Below are 25557 nucleotides of genomic sequence, written 5' to 3'. Positions count from 1 at the left end.
GCGCTCCGAGGACGGAGAAGGGCTACATTCTCGTCTATACCGTGCAACCACCCGCGGGGCTTCTGGACGCCGCTCGCGCCAAGGCTGCAGAGACTGGGCTTGAGGTGGTCTATCTGAACAACGAGCACAGGGGAAATAGGGACCTCAGGCACGTACGTTACGCCACACCGGAGGAGTTTCTGGGCTGGTTTGATGGAGCTTCATACGTGTACACCAACTCATTTCATGGGACGGTCTTCTCGATCATCCTTGAGAAGGAGCTTGTGGTGGAGTGCCGTACCAAGAAGAAGTACAACAGCCGTAGCAAGGCCCTGCTCGAGCTCACCGGGCTCGAGGGCAGGGAGATGACTGAGACGGATGCCGGCGAAGGCACGGTCAACTGGTGCGATGTGCGTGAGCGTCTTGCTGTCGCCCGAGAAGGCTCGCTCGCCTACCTGCGCGGCCTGTGTGTGGGAGAGGGGGCAATTCTGGATGAGTAGGGAAGGGGCTCTTCTCAAAAACACCGCGGTTTTGGCCATTGGCACGTTTTTACCGAAGCTCGCCACGTTTGTCACCCTGCCGATCCTTACTGGCTGCCTGACGAAGGAGGAGTACGGCACGTACGATCTAGTCATTGTGCTTGTCTCTCTCTTTCTGCCTGCGGTTACCTTGCAGATTCAGACGGCCGCCTTCCGTTTTCTCATTGACTGCCGGGACGACGAGAAGAGGTGCTGCGGCATTATCTCGACGATCTTTGTCTTTGCGGTGACGTTGTCCCTTGTCGCTACCGTGATTTTCTTTTTCGTGTGGCAGGAGAGCTCAACTGCGGTGAAGGCACTCGTGTGTGTCTATTTCATACTCGACATCGTCGCGGAAATATCCAAGCAGTGCATCAGGGGTCTTGGCCAGAACCTGAAGTACTCCGTTTCGGCCATCGCGGGTGCTGTAGTGCAGATGGCCCTCGCCGTCGTGCTCGTCCTGTTCATGGGTCTCGGTTTCATGGGTAGTCTCATTGCGTTAACCGGCTCTGAGCTCGCTATCGTGTTTTACCTACTTTTCGGTACGGGAATCTTCCGGTTTATAAGCTTGAGGGACTGTCGCATCAACTTGCTTAAGGAGTTATTGTCCTACTCCTGGCCAATGGTCCCCAACAGTATGTCCATGTGGGTCATGAGGATGTCTAACCGTCTACTGATCACTATGTTCATGGGGGTCGCCGCGAACGCGGTCTTTGCCGCTGCGTATAAGATTCCCCAGCTCATCACCTTGGCTCAGTCCACTTTCACGATGGCTTGGCAGGAGAGCGCCTCCCTTACCGCGGGTGACGACGACAAGGAGACCTATTACACCCATATGCACGGGCTGGTATTTGACTTCTTGGCTGGATCTGCTGCGCTTCTTATCGGCATCTGCCCGGCCTTGTTTGCGCTGCTCGTCAGGGGAGACTACGGCGAGGGCCTAGCTCAGGTACCCATTCTAATTGTCGGTAACCTTTTTTACGGGATGTCTGCCTATATTGGCGGCATTTACGTCGCTTTTCTCAAGACGAAGAGTGTCGGTGTGACCACGATTATTGCGGCCGTGATCAACGTCGTGATCGATTTAACTTTTATCCCACTCATCGGCCTGTATGCGGCGTCACTCGCCCTTTTGGTTAGCTATCTGTTCCTCTGGGTGTACCGAATGCTCAATGTACAGAAGTTCCAGCCTATGGGACTGGACTGGAACAGGTATGTTGTCGTTGTTCTGGTCTTGGTTGCCATGGTCGCTTTGGGACAGTGCGGGGATTTTGTTCCGAGGTTGGCCAATGCCCTATTGGGCGTCTTGGTGTTCTGCGTCCTTTGCAGGGAGACAATCGCGAGCATCTTTAAGGTTGCCGTTGCGAAGATAAAGGGCTGAGAGGAGAGGTCATGCCCCGTATTGATATCAATGACAAATATTCCTGCTGTGGGTGTGGCGCTTGCGAGGCGATCTGTCCCACCAAGGCAATCTCCATAGACATTGACGAGGAGGGGTTCCTCTATCCGAGCTTCGATGACGCGCGATGCCTTAATTGCGGAAAGTGCCTGAAGACCTGTGCCTTCCGCGCTGATAAAATAGCTCCTTATCCTCGGCGCGACGGCGATGGAGTCTCCTGCTATGCGGTACAGCACTCTGATGATACGGTGCGTGCGGCGTCCAGATCCGGCGGCATATTTACGGCCTTGTCGGACAGGGTTCTTGCCATGGGCGGTGTTGTGTACGGATGTGCCATGGACGGCGTGCTCCGGGCTAGGCATGTTCGGGCGGACAGCGTCGAGGGCAGGGACGCCATGCGTGGCTCGAAGTACATCGAGAGCGATATGAGGGGCGTCTTCCCCCTGGTTGAGGCTGACCTTAACACCGGAATCGAGGTTTTGTTCTCCGGCACTTCGTGTCAGGTGGCCGGGTTACTGTCGTACCTTGGAAAACCCTATGAGAACCTGCTGCGTGTCGATATCGTTTGCCACGGCGTTCCCTCGCCCAAGGTTTGGGCCGACTACGTGCGATGGATTGAGCGCGAAAACAACGGTAGGTGTACTGCAGTCGACTTCCGAGACAAAGGGAGGTTCGGGTGGCGTGCGCATACCGAGACGCTTTATTTGAATGATGGATCCAAGGTCGTAAGCGGGGAGACGTATAGGCGCATCTTCTATGGGCACAGAGCCTTGCGTCGATCTTGCTACGAGTGTCCGTATAAGTCCGTCGAGCACCCTAGCGATCTGACCATTGGCGACTATTGGGGCGTTGAGGACGCTGCTCCGGAGTTCGATGATAATAGGGGCGTATCCCTCGTGCTGGTTAACACCGCGCGCGGTCGTGAGGCTTTTGAGTACTGTAAGCCGGTCCTCAGGTGGAAGGCGACCGAAATTGAGAAAAGCCTTCAGCCGCCGCTGAAGGCACCATTCGACGAGCCGTCGGACAGAGGTCTGTTTTGGAAGAGGTATGACTCCTGGGATTTTTCCAGGATAGCGAAGAGCTACGGCACTTTGACTTTTCGTGCACGATTAAGGAAGAAGCTCAAAAGGGCATTTCATCTCGTCTAACCTGCCGGCCTATCGCTGTACCAGTTGGCCTATGAGCGTCAGAACGTGATGCCGGTGAATGTCCTTGCGCTGCTGGACATGCAGTATCTTACGGTCGCTGGCTGGTTCATAGAGACATCCTCATGCCCTTGCCGCGCCGTCCAAAGCTGCAAGATTCTTTGAGGCCGTGTAAGCAAATGCTTCGATGTTAGGACAATCGGGATTGTAGCCACGTCCCGTAGAAGTCGATGTGGCCGCCGCTGACCTTGCCCTGCGGCACGGTACCGCGCTCACTGGATAGACAGTACCGTCGGGCGCTACCACCCAACCCACCTACAAAAAACGGGGCCCGCCTGCAGGTTGCAGACGGGCCCCAAGTCGCATCGGTTAGGCCGCGCGCGGCGAGTGAGCTTAGAGCTTCTCGTGGCAGGTGCGGGAGATGACGTCGAGCTGCTGCTCGCGAGTCAGGTCGATGAACTTCACGGCGTAGCCGGAGACGCGGATGGTGAAGTTGGCGTACTCGGGCTTCTCCGGGTGCTCCATGGCGTCCTTGAGCTTCTCGACGCCGAAGACGTTGACGTTGAGGTGGTGAGCGCCGCCGGCGAAGTAGCCGTCGAGCACGTTGACCAGGTTGTCGGTGCGCTGCTCGTCGTCGTTGCCCAGGGCGGACGGGTTGATGCACTGGGTGTTGGAGATGCCGTCAAGGGCGTACTCGTAGGGGAGCTTGCCCACGGACTCGAGGGAAGCGAGCAGGCCGTTCTGCTCAGCGCCGTAGGAGGGGTTGCCGCCCGGGGCGAACGGGGTGAACGCCTTGCGGCCGTCGGGGGTGCCGCCGGTGGCCTTGCCGTAAACCACGTTCGAGGTGATGGTGAGAATCGAGGTGGTCGGCTCGGAGTCACGGTAGGTGTGGTGCTTGGCGATCTTGGACATGAAGTCCTTGAGCAGCCACACGGCGATGTCGTCGGCGCGGTCGTCGTTGTTGCCGTAGCGCGGGAAGTCGCCCTCGACCTCGTAGTCGACGACGATGCCCTGCTCGTCGCGGACGGTCTTGACCTTGGCGTACTTCATAGCGGAGATGGAGTCGACGACGTGGGAGAAGCCGGCGATGCCGGTCGCGAAGGTGCGGCGCACGTTGGTGTCGATAAGGGCCATCTCGGCGGCCTCGTAGTAGTACTTGTCGTGCATGTACTGGATGAGGTTCAAGATGTTGACGTAGGTCTCGGCCAGCCAGTCCATCATGGCGTCGAACTTGCGCATGACCTCATCGTAGTCGAGGTACTCGGAAGTGACGGGGGCGTACTCGGGGCCGACCTGCATGTGGTTGCCCTGCTTGTCCATGAACTTCTCGTCCTTGCCGCCGTTGATGGCGTAGTTCAGGCACTTGGCAAGGTTGGCGCGGGCGCCGAAGAACTGCATCTCCTTGCCGGTCTCGGTGGCGGACACGCAGCAGCAGATGCTGTAGTCGTCGCCCCAGATCGGACGCATGACGCAGTCGTTCTCGTACTGGATGGAGGAGGTCAGCACGGAGATCTTGGCGGCATAGCGGCGGAAGTTGTCCTGCAGGCGCTCGGAGTACAGAACGGTCAAGTTCGGCTCGGGAGCGGGGCCCATGTTCTCGAGGGTGTGCAGGAAGCGGTAGTCGTTCTTGGTGACGAGGCTGCGGCCGTCGATGGAGAGGCCAGCGACCTCAAGGGTGGCCCACACGGGGTCGCCGGAGAAGAGGGCCTGGTAAGACGGGATGCGGGCGAACTTGACCATGCGCAGCTTCATGACCAAGTGGTCGATGAGCTCCTGAGCCTCGGACTCGGTGATCTTGCCGGCCTCGAGGTCACGCTGGATGTAGACGTCCAGGAAGGTAGAGACGCGGCCGACGGACATGGCGGCGCCGTTCTGGGTCTTGATGGCGGCCAGGTAGCCGAAGTACAGCCACTGGACGGCCTCCTTGGCGGTGGTGGCCGGGTTGGAGATGTCGTAGCCGTAGACGGCAGCCATCTTCTTCATGCCCTGCAGGGCGCGGATCTGCTCGGTGATCTCCTCGCGCTGGCGGATGACGGCGTCGGTCATGGTACGGTCGCCGCAGACGGCGAGGTCGGCCTGCTTGCCGGCGATGAGGCGGTCGATGCCGTAGAGGGCGACGCGGCGGTAATCGCCGACGATGCGGCCGCGGCCGTAGGTGTCGGGCAGGCCGGTGATGACGTGGGAGTGGCGCACGGCGCGCATCTCGGGAGTGTAAGCATCGAAGACACCCTGGTTGTGGGTCTTGTGATACTCGTTGAAGATCTGGGTGTACTTGTCGTTTACGTGGAAGCCGTAGTTCTCAGCGGCCTGCTGGGCCATCTTGATGCCGCCGTAGGGCATGAAGGCGCGCTTGAGGGGCTTGTCGGTCTGGAGGCCGACAATCTGCTCGAGGTCCTTGGTCTCATCGGAGATGTAGCCAGGGCCGTAAGCGGTCAGGCTGGAGACGACCTCGGTCTCGCACTCGAGGACGCCGCCGTTGGCGCGCTCGGCAGCCTGGAGCTCCTGGAGCTTGCCCCAGAGCACGTTGGTGGCGTCGGTCGGGCCCTCGAGGAAGGACTCGTCGCCGTCGTAGGGGGTGTAGTTCTTCTGGATGAAGTCGCGGACATTGATGTCGTCACACCAGTGACCGGCCTTGAAGCCATTCCACTCTTCGCGAAGCTGCATTGCCATGCCTCCTTTTTTACCAGCGCTTCGGCTCGCTTCGTGGGCCTCGGCGCATTAATACGTTAGCTCGGGTGGTGCTGGTGGTGTGGGAAGTGCGGGTGACGCTAGATTTGGAGCTCGCCGCGCAGGATCTTGGTCGCGCGGTCGGTTTGCTCCGGGGTCGGCGGCTCGACGTCTCCCAAGGTGTAGGGAATGCCGAGGTCTTCCCATTTAAAGACGCCCAGGGTGTGGTAGGGCAGGACCTCTACGCGCTGCACGTTGGAAAGGCTCGCGATGAACTCGCGCGTGCGGCGCAGAGAGTCGTCAGCGTCGGTGATGCCGGGCACGAGGACGTGGCGGACCCAGATGGGCTGGCCTTTCTCGTCCAGGTAGCGGAAGGCGTCGAGGATGTTCGCGTTGTCGCGGCCGGTGAGGTCGCGGTGCGCGGCGGCGTCGATGTGTTTGATATCGCAGAGCATGAGGTCGCACACGTCGATGAGCCGCTCGAACTTCTGGAACCAGGCGCCTTCGTGGGTAAAGGGGGCGAGGCTCGTGTCCAGGCAGGTATTGATGCCGCGCTTCTTCGCCTCGCTAAAGAGCTCGAGCAAGAAGTCGATCTGGGCGAGCGCCTCGCCGCCGGAAACGGTGATGCCGCCGTCCTTCCTCCAGTACCTGCTGTAACGCTCGGCCTCGTTGAGGAGCTCGTTCACGCTCTTGAGCTCGCCGCCCTCGGCTTTCCAGGTATCGGGGTTGTGGCAAAAACGGCAGCGCATGGGGCAGCCCTGCAAAAAGACGATGTAGCGAACGCCGGGACCATCAGCGGAGCCGAACGACTCGACCGAGTGAACGCGTCCCTGCATCTCTCCTCCTCTTCGCATCTGTTACATCCCCATTACGTGATTCTAGGCCTTAATTTAGGTTCGAGAGGGGTGGGCTTCCTTGATTAGAATCAAGTAAGGAGAAATTTATAAACCACAGCAGCGAGCGGTTGGTTTTTGGCGGTGAGCGGCGGATGGTGCGGGAAATCAACCTTTTGGCGGGAGCTCGGCCGCCTGCTCGTGACGCCGCTGGATGCCATATTTGCTAAGCATGCAATCAAAATCGGATTTGGTGAGTAGCCAGAAATGCGGCAACGCTCTGACCTGCGGTTTTGTAATCGCCAAAGCGGCTTCTACTCGGCAAACGCTAATTTGATTGCATACTTAGCGGCTATGTGCCCGCAACGGGGCTATTACGTTGCCAAAAAGGCCCGAGGCCCGCTATTTTGCCGCGCGGGCGATGTTGCGCAGGGCCTCGTGGTCCACGACGAGCAGCCTCCCACGGCCCGGGCGCTCGATGAGACCCTCGCGCGCGAATTGCGCGATGTTGCGGCTTACGGTCTCGGGGCGCAGGCCGACCGACGCGGCGATGTCCTCGAGCTTGAGCCGGATTTCGGGCCCGGCGCAACGGTGATCGCGGATGAGCAGGTACTCGGCCAGTCGTTGCCTCGGGTCGCGGATCGAGAGCATCATGATCCGCTCTTCCGCGTCGTCGAGCTCCGATGTGATCATGCGGATAAGCCCCAGCGCCACGTCGGGGTGGTTAGCAAGAAGTGCCTCAAAGTCCGCGCGGTGGATGCGGCAGAGGCTGACGCGCGTGAGGCACTCGACCGAATAGCGGTAGATGTGGTCGGCGGTGAACATGCCGTGCCACAGCGCCTGCCCGTCGTGCAGCACGTCGAGCACGTATTCATCGCCGTCCGAGCTCGTGCGGAACGTCTTTATGCGCCCGGTGCGCACAACGATGATCGACTCGATCGGGTCGCCCTCGTGCACGATGATGGAGCCCTGCGCGTGCGTTAAGTGCCGCGAGCAGGCAAGAAGCTCCCGTTTGGCGTCTGCCGGCAAATCGGCAAAAAGCTTGATGTTGTCCATGCAGGAGCTGCCCGCGCGCGAGAAGGCGCAGTCGTGGCCCGCGCCCGCACAAACGCGGTTCTCGGGCAAGACGATAGCTGCGGGTTTTGCGGCCATGGGCGCTCCTTCGGACATGCTTCTTACTATTTTAGGACGAAGGGACAGTCCGTTTGCGGACAGAGGGACAGTCCCTTTGTCCACCAAGATCGTGGACAAAGGGACTGTCCCCTCGTCTTATGCGTGCCGGATTAGCGCTGCCAGGAGGTGAGAAGGGCGTCGAGCTGGGCCTCGATGCTCGCTCGGTCCATGTGGCGGCCGATGATGCACAGCTTGGTCTCGCGGTCGCCGACCTGATCGTCCCAGGAGTCCAGGATCTCGGGGTTGGCGGCGAGGATCTGCTGCTTCTCCTCCTCGGGCGCGGAGTCTACGAACAGGCCGTTCTCGGAAAGGCGCATCTGGTGGCCGGCCTGCTCGAACATGTAGCACATGTCGGTGTTCAGCGTGGTCCACAGGCAGCCCTTGGCGCGCACGACGCAATCGGGCCAGTTGTACTCAACGTACTTCTGGAACGTCTGGTGGTCGAACGGCTGGCGGCGGTGATAGACGAAGGTCTGGATGTCGTACTCGAGGACCTCGGGGTCGTCGTGCTCCTCGGGGTGCTCCATGGCCTCGATCCAAGCGGCGGAGTTGTAGGCGCGCATGAAGTCGAAGCGGTCGGTGTCGAGCAGCTCCTTCAGGTCCACGTTGCCCTCGGTGGCCTCGATGATGACGGCCTCCTTCTGCAGGCTGCGCACGATGGCCTTGAGCTCGGCGACCTGCTCAGGCGTCACGGTGTCCACCTTGTTGAGGATGAGCGTGGAGCAGAATTCGATCTGCTGGATGAGCAGGCTCTCGATGTCGTCCTCGTCGATCTCGTCGGCAAGAAGGTCGCGGCCGCCGTGGAACTCGTCGTACATGCGGGCGCAGTCGACCACGGCCACGATGTTGTCGAGCGCCAGCTTTGGCTCGCCGCCGACCTTCTCCTGGTCGCAGAAGGCAGAGATGGTGTAGGCGATGGGCACGGGCTCGCAGATGCCGGAGGCCTCGATGATGATGTAGTCGAAGTCGCCGGAGTCGGCGATGGAGGACAGCTGGTTGGCCAGGTCGTCGGCAAGGGTGCAGCAGATGCAGCCGTTGGTCAGCGGAATGATGTCCTCGGCCTCGGTCAGGCCGCCGTCCTTGATGAGGTTGGCGTCGACGTTGACCTCGCCGATGTCGTTGACGATGACCGCGGCGCGGATGCCGCCGTCGTTGGACAGGATGTGGTTCAGAAGCGTGGTCTTGCCGGCGCCGAGGTAGCCGGTGAGCATCACGATTTTAACGGGCTTGTTTGCGGGCATGTGCCCTCCTTCGCAGTCGAGGCAATAACCCTTTTAGGATACCCGTTTGGCCCGTTTGCGCACAGGTTTTTGACGGCCCGCGGCCTATTTGGACGTATCCTCAGGTATGGAGACCTGCCATGTCGTGCGCCGCCAGCGCCCCGTCGGCCCGACCCGCCGCCCGCACACGTCGCCGCGCCGCCGTGCCCGCCGCCAGCGCCCCGCCAAGAAAGGACCGCCCATGCTCCCCAGCATCCTCTTGGGCATCCAGACGCTGCTTCCCGCCGTCCTGACCGGCGTTTTCTTGCTCGCCGAGAAGAGCGGCGCGGTCGGGGAGCGCCTGCCGGGCTGGGCTCAGCAGCTCATCATCGGCGTGGCCTTCGGCGCGGTGGCCATTTTTGACACCGAGACCTCGGTGCTTGTGGCAGGCGGCGCCGCGGGCATCAACGTGCGCGACGCGGCGCCCGTGGTGGCGGGCCTCGCGTTCGGCGCGCCCGCGGGCATCATCGCGGGCGTCATCGGCGGCGTGGAGCGCTGGCTCTGCGTCGCCTGGGGCGGCGCCGAGGCCACGCGCCTCGCGTGCGCCGTCTCTACCGTGGCCGCGGGCGTCGTCGCTGCCGTCATGCGCACGTGGGTCTTTGAGGACAAGCGCCCGGGCCTCGGCTATGCGGTCGGCGTCGGTCTGGGCGTCGTGACCTTCGACATGCTTCTCATCATGCTCACCAACATGTCCGATTCCATGGCCTCCTTCGAGTACGTGCAGGAATGCTGCATACAGATGACCCTTCTGAATGGCCTTGCCTGCGGAATCGCCTTTGCCGGACAGAGCTTTATTCGGCGAGACAGGCTCTTTGTCCGGCCGCCGTATCTCATCAGCGACCTCGCGACGAAGCTCTTCGCCGTGTTCGCGCTGGCGTTTATCGGGATCTTCTTTTCCACCATTGCGATAATGGTCAACATGTCCTTCCAGCAATCGCTCAGCACCCTCACGGCCAATAGCCAGGACCTCAAAGAAGAGGTGGAGCGGTTCGGATGGGACGCCGTGCTCGACGATCGCTATGCGTGGCGCGTCATGAGCACGGGCTCGATCATTGTCTATGACGCGCAGACGGGCGAGGTCACGGACGGCAAGTACTCGGGGCAAAACATTAAAGAGCTTATGTCGACCGATCCGTTTACCCTCGAGCAGGACGACTGCAATTACCTCACCGTCGGCGGTAGCTACTGCTACGTCATGCGCTGCACGTTTCCCGAGGACGGCCGCGAGGTGATCCTATATTTGCCGGAGGACGAGACCGACGCCATCCCGAACGTCATGCTCTTCCTCTTCCTTGACGTGCAGGTCCTTATGCTTTTTATCCTCTTCGTCGTCTTGTGCCAGCTGCTGCGGCGCCGCGTCGTCAACAACCTGCAGCTCGCGGAGAGCGGCCTTGCCGCCGTCGCGCACGGTAACCTCGATACCCGGGTGGACATCTCCTCTCACCAGGAGTTCGTTAAGCTCTCGGAAGACATCAACACCACCGTCGACGCGCTCAAGGGCTACATCGACGAGGCCGAGCACCGCCACGACTCGGAGCTCGCGCTGGCCCGTCAGATCCAGCACTCGGCGCTGCCGAGCGTCTTTCCGCCCTTCCCCGACCGCATCGACTTCGACCTCTACGCCTCTATGGACGCTGCGCGAGAGGTCGGCGGCGACTTCTACGATTTCTTCCTGCTCAACGACCACACGCTCGTTTTTCTCATTGCCGACGTGTCCGGCAAGGGCGTGCCCGCGGCCCTCTTCATGATGAAGGCAAAGACCGAGATCCACTCCCTCATGGAGACGAACATTGGCGTCGACGAGGCATTTACCAGAGCAAATGAGCGCCTGTGCGAGGCCAATGAATCAGGCATGTTCGTCACGGCGTGGCTCGGCAAGCTCGATGTAAGCACCGGCGAGCTCGCCTACGCGAACGCCGGGCACAACCCGCCGCTGCTCAAGCGCGCGAGCGGCGAGTTCGAGTACCTGCGCCAGGCCAAGCCCAACTTCTTCCTCGCGGGCATGGAGGGCATCCGCTACCGCAAGAACTCCGTGACGCTTGGCCCTGGCGACAAGCTGTTCCTCTATACCGACGGCGTGACGGAGGCCTGCGACCCCAGCGAGGCGCTCTTTGGCGAGAAACGCCTGGTCCAGACCCTGAACAGCACTGGGCAGAAGGAGACTCCGCGAGGCACGTGCGACGCCGTCGCGCAGGCGGTGAAGGCCCATGCGGCTGGCGCCGAGCAGTCCGATGACATCACGATGCTCTGCGTGAGCCTGTGTGCGTTGTGCGGGCGAGACCGCGTGGTCACCTCCGCCGACCGCGATTCGCTTGCCGTCGTGAGCGCGTTTTTGGACGCGCAGCTGCCGCGCCTCGGCGCGAGTCCGCGCGTGGTCGCTCGCGTGCAGGTCGTGGTCGACGAGGCCTACTCGAACATCTGCAACTACAGCGGGGCCTCGACGGCGGTGATGAGCATCGTCCGCAAGGGCGCCGACCTGCTCATCGAGTTCGTCGACGACGGCGTGGAGTTCGATCCCACGGCCGCGCCGCCCGCGGACACCACGCTTTCGGCCGAGCAGCGCAAGATCGGCGGCCTCGGTATCCACATGATGAGAAAGATGTCTGCCTCCATGGACTACCGGCGCGTCGACGACACGAACATTCTGACGGTCGCGTTCAGTTTCGACTAGCCTCGCGGGCTCGTTCGGGTCGAGGTGGCCGGGCTTTTGCTTGGTGGTGCGGTATTGATGCGCTCGCGGGCGCATAGTGCAGCCATGTTCTAAAACCACCAACGAAGGGATTTGACCATGGACGCGCAGATCAACAACTACGGCGACCTCATGAACGTTGTTAAGGACCAGACGCCGAGCTTTATGTCGGCGGTCGGCGCGGGCGGCTCGGCGCCGTCGCTCATCGCCGTGCTGCTCATGGCGGTCTTCCTCGCGCTTATTGCGGCGGGGGCCGTGCTGCTGCTCGTCGGCACGTGGAAGACGGTGAAGAAGCTGGGCGGCCGGGGCTGGTCGCAGGTTATCCCGGTCTTCCGCGACTACGAGATGGCGAGCGTCGCTGGTTGCGACAAGGCGCTGACCATTGCTTATACGGTGTGCAGCGGTGTTTTCGTGCTCGGCCAGGTCGGCGGCAACGTCGAGGGCCTGCGCGCGCTCGGCAACTTGGTTAGCCTGCCCATGTTCGTGCTCGGCATCATCGTGGCGCGCCAGGTGGCCCGCCGCTTCGGCAAGGGCGCGGGCTTTACCTTCGGCCTTGTGGTCCTGCCCTTCGTGTTCTACATGATCCTCGGGTGCGGCAAGGCTCAGCCGGTCGACGACGGCCCCGCAGCGTCCGCGGGCCCTGCGGACCCGGTCGGCCCGGCGATGCCCGCGGCCGCCTAGGCGGCGGTTCGCGCGCCGCAGCGAAGCGCACGCGTCGAAACAAGGGCGGGGGAGCGTTCCCCGTCCTTTTTGCGTGCGCGGCGCCCACGCTTGCGCGCCGTTTACCGCTGCTACGGACGCCCGGCGCGATGCGGTGCCAGAAAATTGAACTTGACGATCGATTTTGGCGAGCGGGCCAAGTATCAACGGATTCGCGGATCGCAAAACCACAGGTAAATAAATCGCTATGTTCCTCACTATTCGGTCAACCCGTTCAAAACGACCGTCGAGTTTGATTTTCTGACACACGGCTTTCGTCGCCAGGCCGTGCCGCGGCTCTGGCAACCTGGCCGAGGGCCTCTCCCACGTGCGAGGCGAGCGGGGTGCCTGCGATTCACGTCGGCACCTGGCTTGTAGGAAGCGCTAAGCTGATTACGAGTATTGCGCTAAGGGGGTGGCGATGGAGGGCTCGAAGATTGCAACCAAGTCAGGCAGTGCCCCTGCCTGCGCTCTGCTTCTGGCTCTCTTGCTGTTGCTCGGTCTGTCTTCCTCCTCCGCGGCTTCTTCGACCACAGAGCTTGGCGCTCAGGCAGCCACTTCACAGGAAAACGGCACTGTTCCAGCCGTGGTTACCACGGGCGTGCCTGCTGAGAAGATTGACTCGGACCAGGTGGCGACCGAAGAAGAAGCGTCTCAAGCTACCCCGGAGGAATTGTCCGCCTCAACCGACTCGAATACCGCTCCCGACGGCGCCGACAAAGACGACGCCCTCATCGTTCGCTTTCTCGATGTCGGGCAGGGTGACTGCGCGCTCATTACCTGCGGCGGCCATTCGCTTCTCATCGACGGCGGCCCGCCCGAGGCATCGTCCAAGGTTTACTCGGTTCTCAGGCGTTTGGAAATCTCGAACATCGACTATGTGGTCGCAACTCACCCCGATGCGGACCATATTGGCGGGTTAAGTGGTGCTCTTACGGCATCTACCTGCGGTGCGTTCTTTTGCTCCACCGAGACTTCCGACACTAGTACCTTCGACAACCTCCTGACTCGAGTCCGAGGCCAAGGCCTTTCTGTGCGGGTCCCCTCCGCGGGCGATGTCCTTTTCCTGGGCGGCGCGACCGTCACTTTTATCGGGCCGGTAAAGGCGATTCCAAACAGCGAGAACAACAACTCCCTCGTTGTTCGCATCTCATTCGGCTCCAACACATTCCTCTTCTTGGGCGATGCCGAAGAAGAGGAGGAAACGAGTATGGTCTCTGCTGGTGTGAATCTTAGCGCTGACGTGCTCAAAGTCGCCCACCACGGCTCTTCATCCTCGTCCTCGCTCGCGTTTCTTCGCAAGGTCCAGCCCTCTTACGCCGTTATATCGGTTGGCGACAACGACTACGGACATCCGACTGCGGCGACCATTGGCAGACTCCAGTCGGTCGGCGCCGAAATCCTACGAACCGACGAAGTGGGTTCAGTGATTATGACCTCAGACGGAAGCTCCATATCGGTCACGTCGACTAAGGGGAACATCGATGTTTGACATTCTCGGCTCGCTGTTTGGCCAGAAGCTCACCGAAGTGGACATACCTAGCGCCAACGCTATTCGCAAAGCTTTCCTCGAGGTTCTCTCAGACGGTAAGGCGAGGAGCTTCAAGTCCATTTGCGATTTGGCTGAGAAGCGTCTTGATGTCACGAATAAACAGCGGGCTTTTAAAGTCAACGGTAGCTCGGCTCCTTTGTTGACAAGTAGGTTTGAGCATGTGTGGACGGCGCTTCAGAACGAGGGTTTGATCTCTCGCTCGCTTATCCCCGGAAGGATGAAACTGACGAGCGCGGGCAGAGGGGCGCGCCAGTCAAACAACGCCGACGCAGCCCGCAGCCCCTCGAAGCGTTTGATCGATAAGAAGCTCGCGTGCACCGTCGACGCCGACGCCACAGCTGTCGATGAACCTGTGTATGAGATGATTGACGACGATGTCGACCTCGCCAAAACGACGCCAGTCGCTCCAGCTGCACAGCACGAGCGGGCCAACGAAGGCTGCGCCGCCATAAATTTTGCTTCGGCCACTGCTGCAGCGCCTAAGTCGGTCGCAGGTAACAAGCCGGCAAATAGCCGTAAAGGCGTGACTCCGCTTGCGTCCTTGATTTTGGAGCGGCCTGCGGCGTGCATAGGCGGGGCGGCTGTTGCACTTTGTCTGTCGGGCGTGGTCGCGCTTGCTGTTGGAGGAGGTTCTGCCCCTGCAAAGAATCAAGTACCGAATGAGCCGGAGACCATAGCTGCTCCGACCAAAGCAGATAAAAAGACCGATGGGGTCCTGAGCTTTACACTGGAACCGGAGACCGACGTCCCGAATCTGTGCTTCCAGGTGCTTGTCGACGGAAAAACGGCCGACGGCGAGGCGATTCACGAGTATTACAGCGCTGAGGTGGGCACCAAATACGCGCTCGAGTACGGTGCGGGTGTGTATGCGCTCTCTGTAGTCTCGGGCACGCTGACTCACAACGACGTCGTGTATAAAGCTTCCGAAGTCTCGGTGGATTTTGATGCTGAGAGCGATAAAGCGCTTGAGCTGAGGATCTCCAAGGACACGGAGGCCACTGCTGCGCTCGCTGCTCAGAAACAGAAAGAAGCTGAGCAAAAGGCCGCCGAGGAGGCCGCGGCGAAGAAGGCCGCCGAGGAGGAGGCCGCGGCGAAGGCCGCCGAGGAGCAGCGCAGGGCGGATGAGGCCGCGCGCTTGCAAGCCGAAAAAGAGGCTGAGGCTGCGAAACAGTCGCGAACCGTTTACATCACGAAGACGGGCGAAAAATACCACAACGGCAGCTGTCGCCATCTCAGGAAGAGCAAGATCGAGATCTCGCTCTCAGACGCCATCGCAAGGGGCTATGAGGCTTGCGGCACCTGCGGAGGCTGACCTAGTTATTTAAGGCCGTTCGCCGGGGTTGCGCCGTGCACCGGAGCCTCGCCGTTACATGAAGTGCTCGATGTCAAACTCGCGCCGGCAGCCCGCGGCCGTCTAAGCGGCGATTCGCGCGCCGCGGCGACACACACGCGTCGCAACAAGGGCGGGGGGTGTTCCCCCGCCCTTGTTGCGTGCTTGCTCCGTCTCGCGGTACGAAAAACCGATTTATCAACGATTTTTGGCGGTCCACTCGAGTATGCCGCTCGATTGGATCGTCGCCAACGGGGGTTTCATGAGCTTCCAATCCTCGGATGCTTGCCTGATCCCGGAAAAATCGTTGACAAGTCGGATTTGCGCGCGCGGCGCCCGCGCTGATGCGCCGTTTGGCGCTGCTGCGGGTGCCCGGCGCGAGGCGTCTGGCGACCGCGCACAACAAACCCTGCAGTTGGGGTCAAAATCAGGCTCGAAATTGACCCCAACTGCAGGGTTCTTTGCGATGACTGGGGGTCGCCGCCGCTCGACGGCGCCTCGCCGCTACATGAAGTGCTCGATAGTGTACGCGCACCGGCCACCGGCGACCATGGCGAGGTCGGTCTCCTCGAGCTCGTCTTCGGGCACGTCGGAGATGAGGCCCGCCAAAAACGAGATTGCCTCGTCGACGTTCGCGTTGCAGTCGTGTGCGCGCAAAAACGCAACGATCTGCTCGTCGCTGGGGTCGGTCGTCGAGAGCATCCACATAAAATCTTTGTTGTACTTGAACTCGTCGAATACCTCGTTCAGGGTCTTCATCTCGCTAGCGCCTCTCCGTGGCTTATCTTCTGACAAGACAACGGTGCTCCCATGCGCGTATCACTAGCGCACCACGGGCCGCGCGCTACACCTGTTGGCGGGCGACGAGCTCGGCGAACTGCCCGCCGAGAGCCATGAGCTCGTCGTAGGTGCCGTCCTCGGCGATATGCCCGCCGTCGATCAGCACGATGCGCTCGCAGTGGCGGATGGTCGAGAGCCGGTGCGCGATGACGAGCCTCGTGCACTTGAGCTCGTCGAGCGACTCGGACACAATGCGCTGTGTCACGTTATCCAGCGCGCTCGTGGCCTCGTCGAACATGATGATGCGCGGCTTGCCGGCCACGGCGCGCGCGATCATGAGGCGCTGCCTTTGCCCGCCCGAGACTCCGCCGCCGCCCTCGGAGATGAGGGTCTGCATGCCCATCGGCATGTTGCGGATGTCGTCGGCGAAGCCGGCGAGCTCGGCCGCGCGCCACGCGTCGTCCATCGAGAGGCCCGGCGCGCTGATCGAGATGTTGTCGTAGATGCTTCCCTGGAAAAGCTTGCCATCCTGCAGGACGACGCCGATGTTTCGCCTCATGCCCTGCACGTCGAGGCTCGAGAGGTCGCGCCCGTCGTAATAGACGGCGCCGCTCTGCGGGGTCTCGAAGCCGAGCAGGAGCCGCAGCAGCGTGGACTTGCCGCAGCCCGTCTTGCCGACGATGGCCACGTAGCTGCCGGGGCGCACCTTCAGGCTGATGTCCTCGAGGACCTTCGGCTGCCCGGGCGCGTAGCTAAACGAGACGTGGTCGAGCTCGAAGCCGCCCGAGAGCTTGCTCACGTGCGCCTTGCCGGCCGCGCTCTCGGGGATGGTCTTGAGGATGGGCTCGGCGCGCTCGAGGTTGGGACCGATCTGCGCGATTTGCAGCACGGCGCTGGTCAGCGACGCAAAGGCGCCGGTCACCGCGCCGTAGGCGGCCGTAAAGCCCACGTACTGCGCCACGTTGACGCCGCCGGCGATGGCCGCCGCGTAGATGGCCGTGGTCCCGACGAGCGAGACGGCCGTCTGGATGGTGCCGGCGAGGCGCACGATGGCGGGGCCGTTGTAGGTCAGCTCCGCCTGCGCGGAGTAGGCGTCGGCCCAGTTGGCGAAGGCGCGCTTCTCGGCGCCGGCGAGCTTGATCTTCTGCACGCCCGAGAGCAGCGCGTACTGGACGTTCGAGAGTTCGCTTGCGGCCTCGAGGCGCTTCTTTGTCAGCTTGACCTGCGCGAAGCCGACGACAAGCGTGATCACGGACGAGACGACCGCGTAGCCGAGCGCCGGCAGTAGCAGCGCGGGCGCGATGCCGGCTATCTGGAAGATGTAGCCGAGCGAGAAGAGCGTCGAGAGCAGCGTGCTGAGCCCCATCGACTGCAACGTCGAGGTCAGCGACGTGACGGCCCCCATGCGCTCGCTGAGCTCACCCGTTTCGTGATCGGCGAAGAAGGACGCGGGCAGCGAGAGCACGCGCATCATGATGGACGCCTGCAAAGGGATGTTGAGCTTGGTGCTCACGCGGCTCGATACGAAGCCGCTCACAATGCCGATGAACAGCGACGATATGCCCACGCCGACCATCAGCGCGATGATGGGCAGCACCATCGAGTTCGTCCCGCTCTGGATGACGGGACCGAACATGAGCATCTGGATGCGCGGCGTGAGCATGCCCATCAGCTGCGTGACGGCGGCCGCCGCGATGAGGACCACGTAATCGGAGGCGTCGAGGGTGTGCAGCATGTGGGCCACGAGCTCTTTTACGCCGAGCGGCTTTGCGGGCAGCGGGCGATAGAAGCAGTAGGCCTTCTCGTCGAGCTTGGGCGCCCCGGTCGAGCCGACCGCGACGTTCTTGTCGGTCTTCGGGTCGTAGCAGGTATAGCCCCCGCGGGCACGCGGGATCAGCGCCGTGGGAGTGCCGTCCTCGGCAAAGCCGAGCATGGCGCCGACGGCTTCCTTCTCCCAGCCGCTGGCGAGACGGACAGGGCGGCACATGATGCCGGTGACGCGCAGGCGGTCCTCGAGGTACTTCTCGATGTCGGAGACGTCGGCGGCCGAGCCGGCCCCGCCCTTCTCGGCGGAGTCGTCAGCGGCGCCGTAGTAGCGCAGGACGGCCAAGAGGGCGCTATTGGCAAGAGCCGCGGCGTCGGCGCCCTCCGCCGCGTGGCGGCCGGTGACGGCGCCGGCGATGCCGCGCAACGACTCGTCGAGCCTGCGGTCGTCGGCGCGGCGCCTCTCCTCGATCTGGCTTTCGAACCAACCCATGCGCGTTCCTATTCCTGGCTGATGAGGTTCGTGTAGACCCCATCGGCCGCAATAAGCTCCTCGTGCGTGCCTCGCTCGGCAATGGTGCCTTGGTCAAAGACGATGATCTCGTCGGCGTCGCGCACGGTCGAGAGCCGGTGGGCGATGATGACCAGCGTGATGCCGCGCTTGCGCATCGCGTCCATGACCTTGGCCTCGGTCTGCGCGTCGAGCGCGCTCGTGGCCTCGTCCATGATGATGACGGTCGGGTCCATGGCCAGGGCGCGCGCGATCTCGATGCGCTGGCGCTGGCCGCCCGAGAGGTCGCGCCCGCCCTCGGAGAGCTTGCGCTCGTAGCCGCCCGGGCGCGAGACGATGTCGTCGTGGATCTGCGCGTCGCGCGCGGCCAGGATGACCTCGAAGTCCTCGATGGAGGTGTCCCAGAGGCGAATGTTGTTCGACACCGTGTCGGCAAAGAGCATGATCTCCTGGTCCACGACGGCGATCGACCCGCAGCGGACGGCACGCGGAATCTGGGCGAGCGGGCGGTCGTCGATGCGGATCTGGCCCTCCCACGGCTCGTAGAGGCCCGCGATGAGCTTGGCGATGGTGGATTTGCCGCAGCCCGAGGAGCCGACGAGCGCCACGCAGCCGCCGGCCTTCACGTGCAGGCTGAAGTCGCTGACAACGGGTTTGCCAAGCTTGGAGTAGCCGAAGGTCACGTTTTCGAGGTCGATCTTGCCGGCGAGCTTCTCGCAAGAAGCACCTTCTCCGAGCTCCGCGTCGCGCTCGGGGGCGCACAGCGGGTCGTCGGGGTAGTCCATGACGTCCTTGACGCGCTCCATGTCGGTGCGCATCTCTTGGAATGACTGCATCGAGGAGATGAGCGTCTGGGCGGGGGAGGCGAAGAGCATGACGAGGCTCTGCATGGTGGTCAGCGCGCCGACGGTGATCTGCCCCGCGATGATAAGCCAGATACCTACGCCGAGCAGCAGCGCCTTGGTCAGCAGGTTGACGAGCTCGGGGATCATCGAGATCCACACGCTTTGCTTGGCGAGCTGGACCATCTGGCGGTTGACGCTGGCCTGGTAGCCCGACCAGCGGCGGAAATAGCCCGCCTCGACGCCCTGGGCCTTGATGGTCTCGATCATCGAGATGCCCGCCATGGTGGTGGAGGCGAGGTTGGCCGAGTCGCGCATCATGACGCGCGAGGCGTTGACGCGGCGCTTGGACATGGCGTGCGCGACCAGCGCGTCGACGGCGATGGAGAAGAGCCCGAGCGCCGCAAGGTGGGGCGAGAACTGAATCATCATGAAGAGGTAGACCACGAGCATGATGCAGTTCATGGCGAGCGGCGCCACCTGCCCCACGACGGTCTGCGCGATGGTGGAGTTCGTGTTCATGCGCTGTGCGATGTCGCCGGTCATGCGCTGAGAGAAGAACTCCATCGGCATGTGGAGCACTTTCCAGAAGAAGGACGCGTTGGAGGTCGCGGCCATCTTGCCCTGAACGCGCAGCAGGTAGATGGCATTGAGCGCCGAGATGATGACCTGGATGGCGCCGAAGGCGATAAACAGCGCCAGGAAGGGGGGCGCCCAGTCGGGGTGCGTGCCCGGCAGCAGGTAGTCCATGAAGATCTTGGACATGTAGGGCGAGACGAGGCTGAGCGCCTGGCCGATGGCGCTGGTGATGGCCACGAAGACGAGGGCCGCCCGCGCGCCGCGCAGGCGCTTGGCGGCGAAGTCGCGCACGCTCGCGGGCCTGCCGTCGGCAACAAAGCCCTCGCCCGGGGTTATCTGCAAGACGATACCCGTGAACTCGCGGTCAAAGTAATCGAGGTCGAACGTTGTCTCTCCGCGCGCAGGGTCGTTGACCAGCACTTTATTGCCCTTGAAGCCGCGCACAACGACGAAGTGGTTAAAGCTGACGTGCGCGATGCAGGGAAACGTCCCCTTCTCGCGCAGGGCCTCGGGCTCGTAGCGGTAGCCGTGGGCCTCCATGTTGTAGCTGCGGGCGGCCTTGATCACGTTGAGGGCGTTGGAGCCGTCGCGCGAGACGCCGCAGTCGCCGCGGACCTTCTCGAGCGCGATCCACTTGCCATAATAGGCGCAGATCATGGCGAGGCAGGCGGCGCCGCACTCGAGCGCCTCCATCTGCATGATCTGGGGCACGCGACGGATGGTCTTGCCGGGCGCGGCCACGGCCGGCGTGCGGTTATAGGGCTTGGCCACGGCTAGGCTGCCTTAGGCGAGAGGAGCAGCTCGATGGGGGAGACGCCGTCGAGCTGGCCGAACACGCACCAGATGCCGACCCCGACCAAGAAGACGACGATGGCGCCCAGAACAATCCAGACGCTGGGGTTCGAGACCCTGATGTAGTCGTCGAGGTGGTCGGGGGCGGCCATCGTCTCTATCGACTTTTTGCGAAAGAGGTCTGCCACGGCCGCTTACCTGACCTCGACGACGTCGGCGAGGCCGGTGATCTCGAAGACCTCGCGCACGTCGTCGCAGAGGTTGGCCACGGCGAAGGTGCCGCCGGCGGCGTCGGCGCGCTTCTTGGCGCCGAGGATTACGCGCAGGCCGGCCGACGAGACGTAGTCGACGGTTGTAAGGTCGATGACAAGTTCGGAGCCGGCTGGGTCGAGCGCCTGCAGGGCCTCCTCGAGCTCGGGGGCGGTCGCCGTGTTCAGGTGGCCGGTCGGCGCTACGGTGATGGCGCCGTCGTTGGTGGTCGTCTTGATGTCCATGGTGTGCCTCGATTCCAAACAACGGCCACGTGGGGCCCTGGATGCTCATTCTTCTTAGGATAACAATCTGGCGGGTGGCCTGCGCACCTTGCCGTAGAATCGAGGCGTTTCCACGAACAATCGAAGGAGCCTCACGTGAACATCCTTGTGGTCGACGATAAGCGTCTCGCCGTCAACGCCTTGATTCGCATCCTGGGCGAGATTGACCCCAGCTGGCCGGTCGAGGGCGTGACGTCCGGCGAGGAGGCGCTGGTCATCGCCAAGGGCAACCGACCCGACGTCGTGTTCCTCGATATCGAGATGCCCGGCATCAGTGGCCTCGAGCTCGCCCGCCGCCTGCGTGAGATGAGCCAGGACATCAACATCGTCTTCGTGACGGCCCACAGCGAGTACGCCCTCGAGGCCCATGGTCTGTACCCCAGCGGCTACCTGCTCAAGCCGGCGACCGAGGACGACGTGCGTCGCGCGCTCGAGAACCTGCGCCACCCGGTTGCCAGTGGCACCAGCGCGCGTCTGCAGGCGCACTGCTTCGGCACCTTTGACATCATGGTGGACGGCAAACCGGTGCCCTTCAAGCGCAGCAAGACCAAGGAGCTCGTGGCGTTTCTCATCGATCGCCAGGGCGCGCGCGTCAACTCCGACGAGCTGGTCAACGCGCTGTGGGAGGACGGTGTGTCGAGCGTTTCTCGTCGCGCGCAGGTACGAAACCTCATCAGCGACATGCGCTCGACGTTCGACGCGCTCGGCGTGGGCGACGTCATCGTGCGCGGGCGCGACGCGCTGGCCATCCTGCCCGACGCCGTGGACTGCGATTACTACCGCTTCCTCAAAGGCGACCTCGAGGCCGTGAACAACTACAACGGCGAGTACATGAACCAATACTGGTGGAGCGAGATGACGCTCGCGAACCTCAACGGCGGCTGGTAAGCGGGGCTTCTCCGTTGGCTGCTACGCCTTGTGGGCCTCCCTGCGGATGGCCATGCAGATGAAGAACGCGACGACCGGGACGATGCCCTGGAACTGGCTCGTGGTGAAACTGCGGGTAAAGAGGGCCATGGCGAGGCCGAAGATCACGACGGCGGCCTCGATGCCGTAGATGATGGTGACGAGCCCCATCTTGCGCGGGTTTTTGGCGCCGCGGATGCCGAGGATGGCGACGAGGGCCTCCCATGCGCCGTAGGCGATCATGACCGCCGCGACGATTTTAAGCGCAGTGCGCGCGTCCGTGCTGGAGGCGGCGGCGATCTGCGCGAGCTCGGCCTCCGAGATACTGTCGCTGGTCCCGACCATCAGCGCCATGATGCCGATGCCGAGGTAAAGCACGGCGAAGACAAGGAAGATGATGCTGAGGATAAAGAGGACCTTGCGATAGGTGGACATGCCGGACATGGGTGCTCCTTTTTCTTCGCGGCGTCTTCGGCCGCTCGATGTGCTCCGGGCTTTGAGCAGCCACCGGCCGCCTTCTCCCTAAGGAAACATCTTGGCACAACGCTGCGTCGGCACGCGCCCGCAGGCTGGTAGTCTTAAGGAAAAGTTCTCGGTCGCGCGAGGCAGTGCGACGAGGCGGCGACGCGTTCATTGGAGGGGTTTCTTGGAGGAAGCGTATTTTCAGGCGTTCAAGCTGTTCGCCAACGCGGTGAACAGCGTGCTCGACGGCGTGGTCGTCCTCATGTGCATCATGCTCAACTACGCCATCGTCACGCGCAGCCGAAAGGCCCGCCTCGACCAGCTCATGGCCCTGACCTGCGTCCTTCTCGGCGTTTCTTTGGCCGGAGACTTTTTGTCCTGGACGTTTGAGGAGTGGGCCGGCCTCGGCATCTTGTCGATCATCGGCACCCAGGTGGTGTACTGGCTCGGGCCTTTGGCGTACCTGTGCCTGTGCCTGTACATCTTCGAGTGGTCGCAAGGCTACGTCCCCGGTGACCAGCGCAACCTCACGAAGCCGCGCACAAAGGCGGGCAAGGTGTTCTGGGTGCTCGTCGTCGCAGCTGCCGTGGCCAACCTGCTCGTCGTCGCGACGAACCCCTGGACAGGGGCGCTCTACAGCTTCGACACCAACAATATCTTCTCGTACGGCAACTATTCCGACCTGCCCGATTACCTGCAGATAACGCAGCTGTTCTTCTTGCTGGGGCTGCTGCTCGCCGAAAAAGAGCGGCTCTCGGTGCTCAAGACCTGCAGGCTCTGGAGCTTCGCCGCGGGCATTCCGTTCTTTGCGCTCGTCGCCGAGGTCGCCTTCCCGCGGATCATGGGGTCGCCCGACGCGCAGATCATGTTCAGCACTCCTGGCTACGCCATGTCGCTGTTCTATCTGTACATCGAGCTGCAGCACCTCGAGGAGGACCTGCTCGTCGCCGAGAAGCTCGAGCTCGCCGAGAGCCGCACGCAGCTGCTCTCGGGGCAGATTCGCTCGCACTTTATCTTCAACTCGCTGGCGGCCATCGGCGAGCTTTGCTACGAGGATCCCAGAATCGCGCAGAAGGCCATCGCCGATTTCTCCACCTACCTGCGCGGAAACATGAACGCCGTGGGCGACACCAAGCTGATCTCGTTCGACGCCGAGGTGTCCAACATCAAGTCGTACGTGGGCCTGGAGCAGATGAACCCCACGACCCCCTTCGAGGTCGAGTGGGACCTGCAGGCGACGCATTTCTCGCTGCCGCCGCTGGTCGTTGAGCCGCTGGTCGAGAACGCCGTGGTGCACGGGGTGTCCACGCGCCGGGAGGGCGGCTGCATCTGGATCCACTCGTGGGAAGAGGGCGACGCATACAAGGTGAGCGTGCGCGATAACGGCGTAGAGGGCGTCGAGGTCAAGGGGTCCAAGCACAACGGCATTGCCATCGAGAATGGCCGGCGGCGCCTCGAGATGCTCTGCGGTGGCACACTGGAGGCCAGCCGCGTCGAGGACGGCTACCTGGCCTGCGTCACCATCCCGAAATAAGACGGGGCGACAGACCCCTTTTTGCATACGAGCCGTCGTTTCGCCTGCAGTTTGGGGACAGTCCCCTTTTTGCACACGCATGAAGGTTGCGGCTTCGTCGCCGAATCGTTGGGCGTATCGCTTGCAACGACGGCTCGTGTGCAAAAAGGGGACTGTCCCCAAACTGCAGGCGGGCATCCATTCGTGCAAAAAGGGGACTGTCCCCAAACTGCGGGCATGCCGCTAAACCTGTCTTATCGCCGCGAGTCGGCGACGGCGCGGTAGAGGGCGGCGAGGTCTGCGGCGTCCCAGAGGACCGGGACGGGGTAGAGCGGGTTGGACTCGGCGTCGGCGCGCGCGGCCATGGAGGCGATGTCCTCCTCGCGGATGCCGTCCAGGTGCGCGGGGATGCCGAGGGCGGCGTTTGTCTCGTCGACCCAGGCGATAAAGGCTGCGGCGGCGCTGGCATCGGGCTCGGCGTCGTTCGCCACGTCGGCCGCGCGCGCGAGCTCGGCGAGAGGGCGAGCCGCCGCCGCGCCGTAGGCCCTCAGGACGTGCGGTAAGACGACGGCGCAGGCCAGGCCGTGCGGGATGCCGTATTGGCCGCCCAGGCTGTGGGCGATGCCGTGGACGTAGCCCACGTAGCTGCGCGTAAAGGCAATGCCGGCCTGGTAGGAGGCGGTGAGCATGCTGCGGCGGGCTTGGGCGTCGCCGCCGTCGCGGTAGGCGTCGAGCAGGTTGTCGTGGATGAGGGCGACGGCCTTAAGGGCGGCGCGGCGCGTGGCCGCGTTGGTGCTGCGCCCGATGTAGGCCTCCACGGCGTGCGTGAGCGCGTCCATGCCGGTCTGGGCCGTGACCGATGGCGGCAGGCCCAAGGTGAGCCCCGCGTCGTGGACGGCGTGGCCCGGGATGAGCGCGAAATCGTTGATGGGGTACTTGAAGTACGTCTTTTCGTCGGTGATAACCGCCGCGAGCGTGGCCTCCGAGCCGGAGCCAGCCGTGGTCGGCACGGCGATGAGCGGCGGCAGTGGGCGGCGGACGTGCAGGACTCCGCGCATCTTGGCGACGGGTTTTCTCGGCGCGGCGATGCGCGCGCCCACGACCTTGGCGCAGTCCATGGCCGACCCGCCGCCGAAGCCGATGATGGCCTGGCAGGTGTTCGCGCGGTAAAGGCCGGCCGCCTCCTCCACGTTCGCAATAGTGGGGTTGACCTCGGTTTTATTGTACACGGTGCAAGCGATACCGGCCTCGGCTAGACATTCCTCGAGCCCTTGGGTGAGGCCCTGCTTATGGATGCGCGGCCCGGTGACGAGCAGCACCGAGGAGATTCCCTTCTCGGCAAGGACGGGGGCGACCTCCTGCGTGGAGCCGAGGAACTTCGGCTCTGTGTAGGGCAGGATCGGCAGCGCGACGCGAAACGCCGCCTGGACCGCTCGGCACCAGAGCTTTCTCGCGGGATTCATGGGCATGTTAGGTCGCCTCCGGGTTCGCTTGCTGCGCAACTGCCCCCAATCTAGCGCCAACGGGGCGAAGCGGCAAAAAACGTCGCCCGCAGTTTGGTGACAGCCCTCTTCGTCTTATCAAGAATGGATGCCCGCCTGCAGTTTGGGGACAGTCCCCTTTTTGCACACG

20 protein-coding genes are annotated in these 25557 nt (G+C 62.7%); 9 read left to right on the top strand and 11 right to left on the bottom strand.

What is annotated here, in order from left to right:
- The 3 genes from U5709_RS01285 to U5709_RS01275 form a co-directional block, all read left to right on the top strand.
- Window positions 1–479 (top strand): polysaccharide pyruvyl transferase family protein (locus U5709_RS01285; RefSeq protein ID WP_321972585.1); only part of this gene is annotated, 479 nt, incomplete at its 5' end.
- On the top strand, window positions 472–1878 hold the full coding sequence (locus U5709_RS01280; protein WP_321972584.1) for a lipopolysaccharide biosynthesis protein: 1407 nt from the start codon (window positions 472–474) through the stop codon (window positions 1876–1878). The genes U5709_RS01285 and U5709_RS01280, both read left to right, overlap by 8 nt.
- An 11-nt stretch (window positions 1879–1889) precedes the next feature.
- Entirely contained in the window at window positions 1890–3044 is a 1155-nt protein-coding gene (locus U5709_RS01275; protein WP_321972583.1) for a Coenzyme F420 hydrogenase/dehydrogenase, beta subunit C-terminal domain, read from the top strand.
- A gap of 390 nt (window positions 3045–3434) precedes the next feature.
- Here the strand turns inward: U5709_RS01275 and pflB are convergent, their stop codons facing one another.
- The 4 genes from pflB to U5709_RS01255 all read right to left on the bottom strand — a co-directional run bounded on the left by pflB (window position 3435) and on the right by U5709_RS01255 (window position 8955).
- Window positions 3435–5705: a formate C-acetyltransferase gene (pflB, locus tag U5709_RS01270; RefSeq protein WP_321971906.1), complete on the bottom strand. Its 2271-nt coding sequence runs from the start codon at window positions 5703–5705 to the stop codon at window positions 3435–3437.
- Window positions 5706–5809: 104 nt separating this feature from the next.
- Window positions 5810–6544: a pyruvate formate-lyase-activating protein gene (gene pflA, locus U5709_RS01265; protein ID WP_321972582.1), complete on the bottom strand. Its 735-nt coding sequence runs from the start codon at window positions 6542–6544 to the stop codon at window positions 5810–5812.
- Window positions 6545–6943: 399 nt separating this feature from the next.
- Window positions 6944–7693 (bottom strand): Crp/Fnr family transcriptional regulator, encoded by a 750-nt coding sequence (locus tag U5709_RS01260; RefSeq protein WP_321971904.1) that lies wholly within the window; start codon window positions 7691–7693, stop codon window positions 6944–6946.
- 131 nt (window positions 7694–7824) lie between these two features.
- The gene (locus U5709_RS01255; protein WP_321971903.1) at window positions 7825–8955 is read right to left on the bottom strand and encodes a CobW family GTP-binding protein; all 1131 of its coding nucleotides are present in this window, start codon (window positions 8953–8955) and stop codon (window positions 7825–7827) included.
- Between the two features lie 220 nt (window positions 8956–9175).
- Between U5709_RS01255 and U5709_RS01250 the strand changes: the two genes are divergently transcribed.
- The 4 genes from U5709_RS01250 (at window position 9176) to U5709_RS01235 (ending at window position 15225) form a co-directional block, all read left to right on the top strand.
- Window positions 9176–11644 (top strand): SpoIIE family protein phosphatase, encoded by a 2469-nt coding sequence (locus tag U5709_RS01250; RefSeq protein ID WP_321972581.1) that lies wholly within the window; start codon window positions 9176–9178, stop codon window positions 11642–11644.
- A 117-nt stretch (window positions 11645–11761) separates the two neighbouring features.
- Entirely contained in the window at window positions 11762–12343 is a 582-nt protein-coding gene (locus U5709_RS01245) for a DUF5684 domain-containing protein (RefSeq protein ID WP_321972580.1), read from the top strand.
- A 439-nt stretch (window positions 12344–12782) separates the two neighbouring features.
- A complete protein-coding gene (locus U5709_RS01240) occupies window positions 12783–13853 on the top strand; it encodes a ComEC/Rec2 family competence protein (protein ID WP_321972579.1) in 1071 nt (356 codons plus the stop codon).
- The gene (locus U5709_RS01235; RefSeq protein WP_321972578.1) at window positions 13846–15225 is read left to right on the top strand and encodes a hypothetical protein; all 1380 of its coding nucleotides are present in this window, start codon (window positions 13846–13848) and stop codon (window positions 15223–15225) included. Before U5709_RS01240 ends, U5709_RS01235 begins: the two co-directional genes overlap by 8 nt.
- Before the next feature lie 522 nt (window positions 15226–15747).
- Here U5709_RS01235 and U5709_RS01230 read toward each other — a convergent pair.
- The 5 genes from U5709_RS01230 to U5709_RS01210 form a co-directional block, all read right to left on the bottom strand.
- Window positions 15748–16002 (bottom strand): hypothetical protein, encoded by a 255-nt coding sequence (locus tag U5709_RS01230; RefSeq protein ID WP_321972577.1) that lies wholly within the window; start codon window positions 16000–16002, stop codon window positions 15748–15750.
- A gap of 85 nt (window positions 16003–16087) precedes the next feature.
- Window positions 16088–18280: an NHLP bacteriocin export ABC transporter permease/ATPase subunit gene (locus U5709_RS01225; RefSeq protein ID WP_321972576.1), complete on the bottom strand. Its 2193-nt coding sequence runs from the start codon at window positions 18278–18280 to the stop codon at window positions 16088–16090.
- Between the two features lie 8 nt (window positions 18281–18288).
- Complete coding sequence (locus U5709_RS01220) at window positions 18289–20490, bottom strand: NHLP family bacteriocin export ABC transporter peptidase/permease/ATPase subunit (RefSeq protein WP_321971896.1); 2202 nt, start codon at window positions 20488–20490, stop codon at window positions 18289–18291.
- 2 nt (window positions 20491–20492) lie between these two features.
- The gene (locus U5709_RS01215; protein WP_321971895.1) at window positions 20493–20699 is read right to left on the bottom strand and encodes a hypothetical protein; all 207 of its coding nucleotides are present in this window, start codon (window positions 20697–20699) and stop codon (window positions 20493–20495) included.
- Window positions 20700–20705: 6 nt separating this feature from the next.
- Entirely contained in the window at window positions 20706–21005 is a 300-nt protein-coding gene (locus U5709_RS01210; RefSeq protein ID WP_321971894.1) for an STAS domain-containing protein, read from the bottom strand.
- 135 nt (window positions 21006–21140) lie between these two features.
- Here U5709_RS01210 and U5709_RS01205 point away from each other — a divergent pair, with 135 nt between their 5' ends.
- Entirely contained in the window at window positions 21141–21932 is a 792-nt protein-coding gene (locus U5709_RS01205) for a response regulator (RefSeq protein ID WP_321971893.1), read from the top strand.
- A 21-nt stretch (window positions 21933–21953) separates the two neighbouring features.
- On the opposite strand, the gene U5709_RS01200 is transcribed toward U5709_RS01205, so the two are convergent.
- Window positions 21954–22394 carry a hypothetical protein gene (locus U5709_RS01200; RefSeq protein ID WP_321971892.1) on the bottom strand — a complete coding sequence of 147 codons (441 nt, stop codon included), beginning with the start codon at window positions 22392–22394 and terminating at the stop codon, window positions 21954–21956.
- Between the two features lie 202 nt (window positions 22395–22596).
- Between U5709_RS01200 and U5709_RS01195 the strand changes: the two genes are divergently transcribed.
- Window positions 22597–23946, top strand: a complete 1350-nt coding sequence (locus U5709_RS01195; RefSeq protein WP_321972575.1) for a sensor histidine kinase — start codon at window positions 22597–22599, stop codon at window positions 23944–23946.
- A gap of 233 nt (window positions 23947–24179) precedes the next feature.
- On the opposite strand, the gene U5709_RS01190 is transcribed toward U5709_RS01195, so the two are convergent.
- Window positions 24180–25394 (bottom strand): iron-containing alcohol dehydrogenase, encoded by a 1215-nt coding sequence (locus U5709_RS01190; protein ID WP_321972574.1) that lies wholly within the window; start codon window positions 25392–25394, stop codon window positions 24180–24182.
- Window positions 25395–25557 lie beyond the last annotated feature (163 nt).

The sequence above is a fragment of the Paratractidigestivibacter sp. genome (assembly GCF_963660155.1).
Lineage (GTDB): Bacteria > Actinomycetota > Coriobacteriia > Coriobacteriales > Atopobiaceae > Paratractidigestivibacter.
The sequence above is the reverse complement of the archived record's forward strand: the minus strand, read 5'-3'. Positions and strand labels throughout refer to the sequence as shown.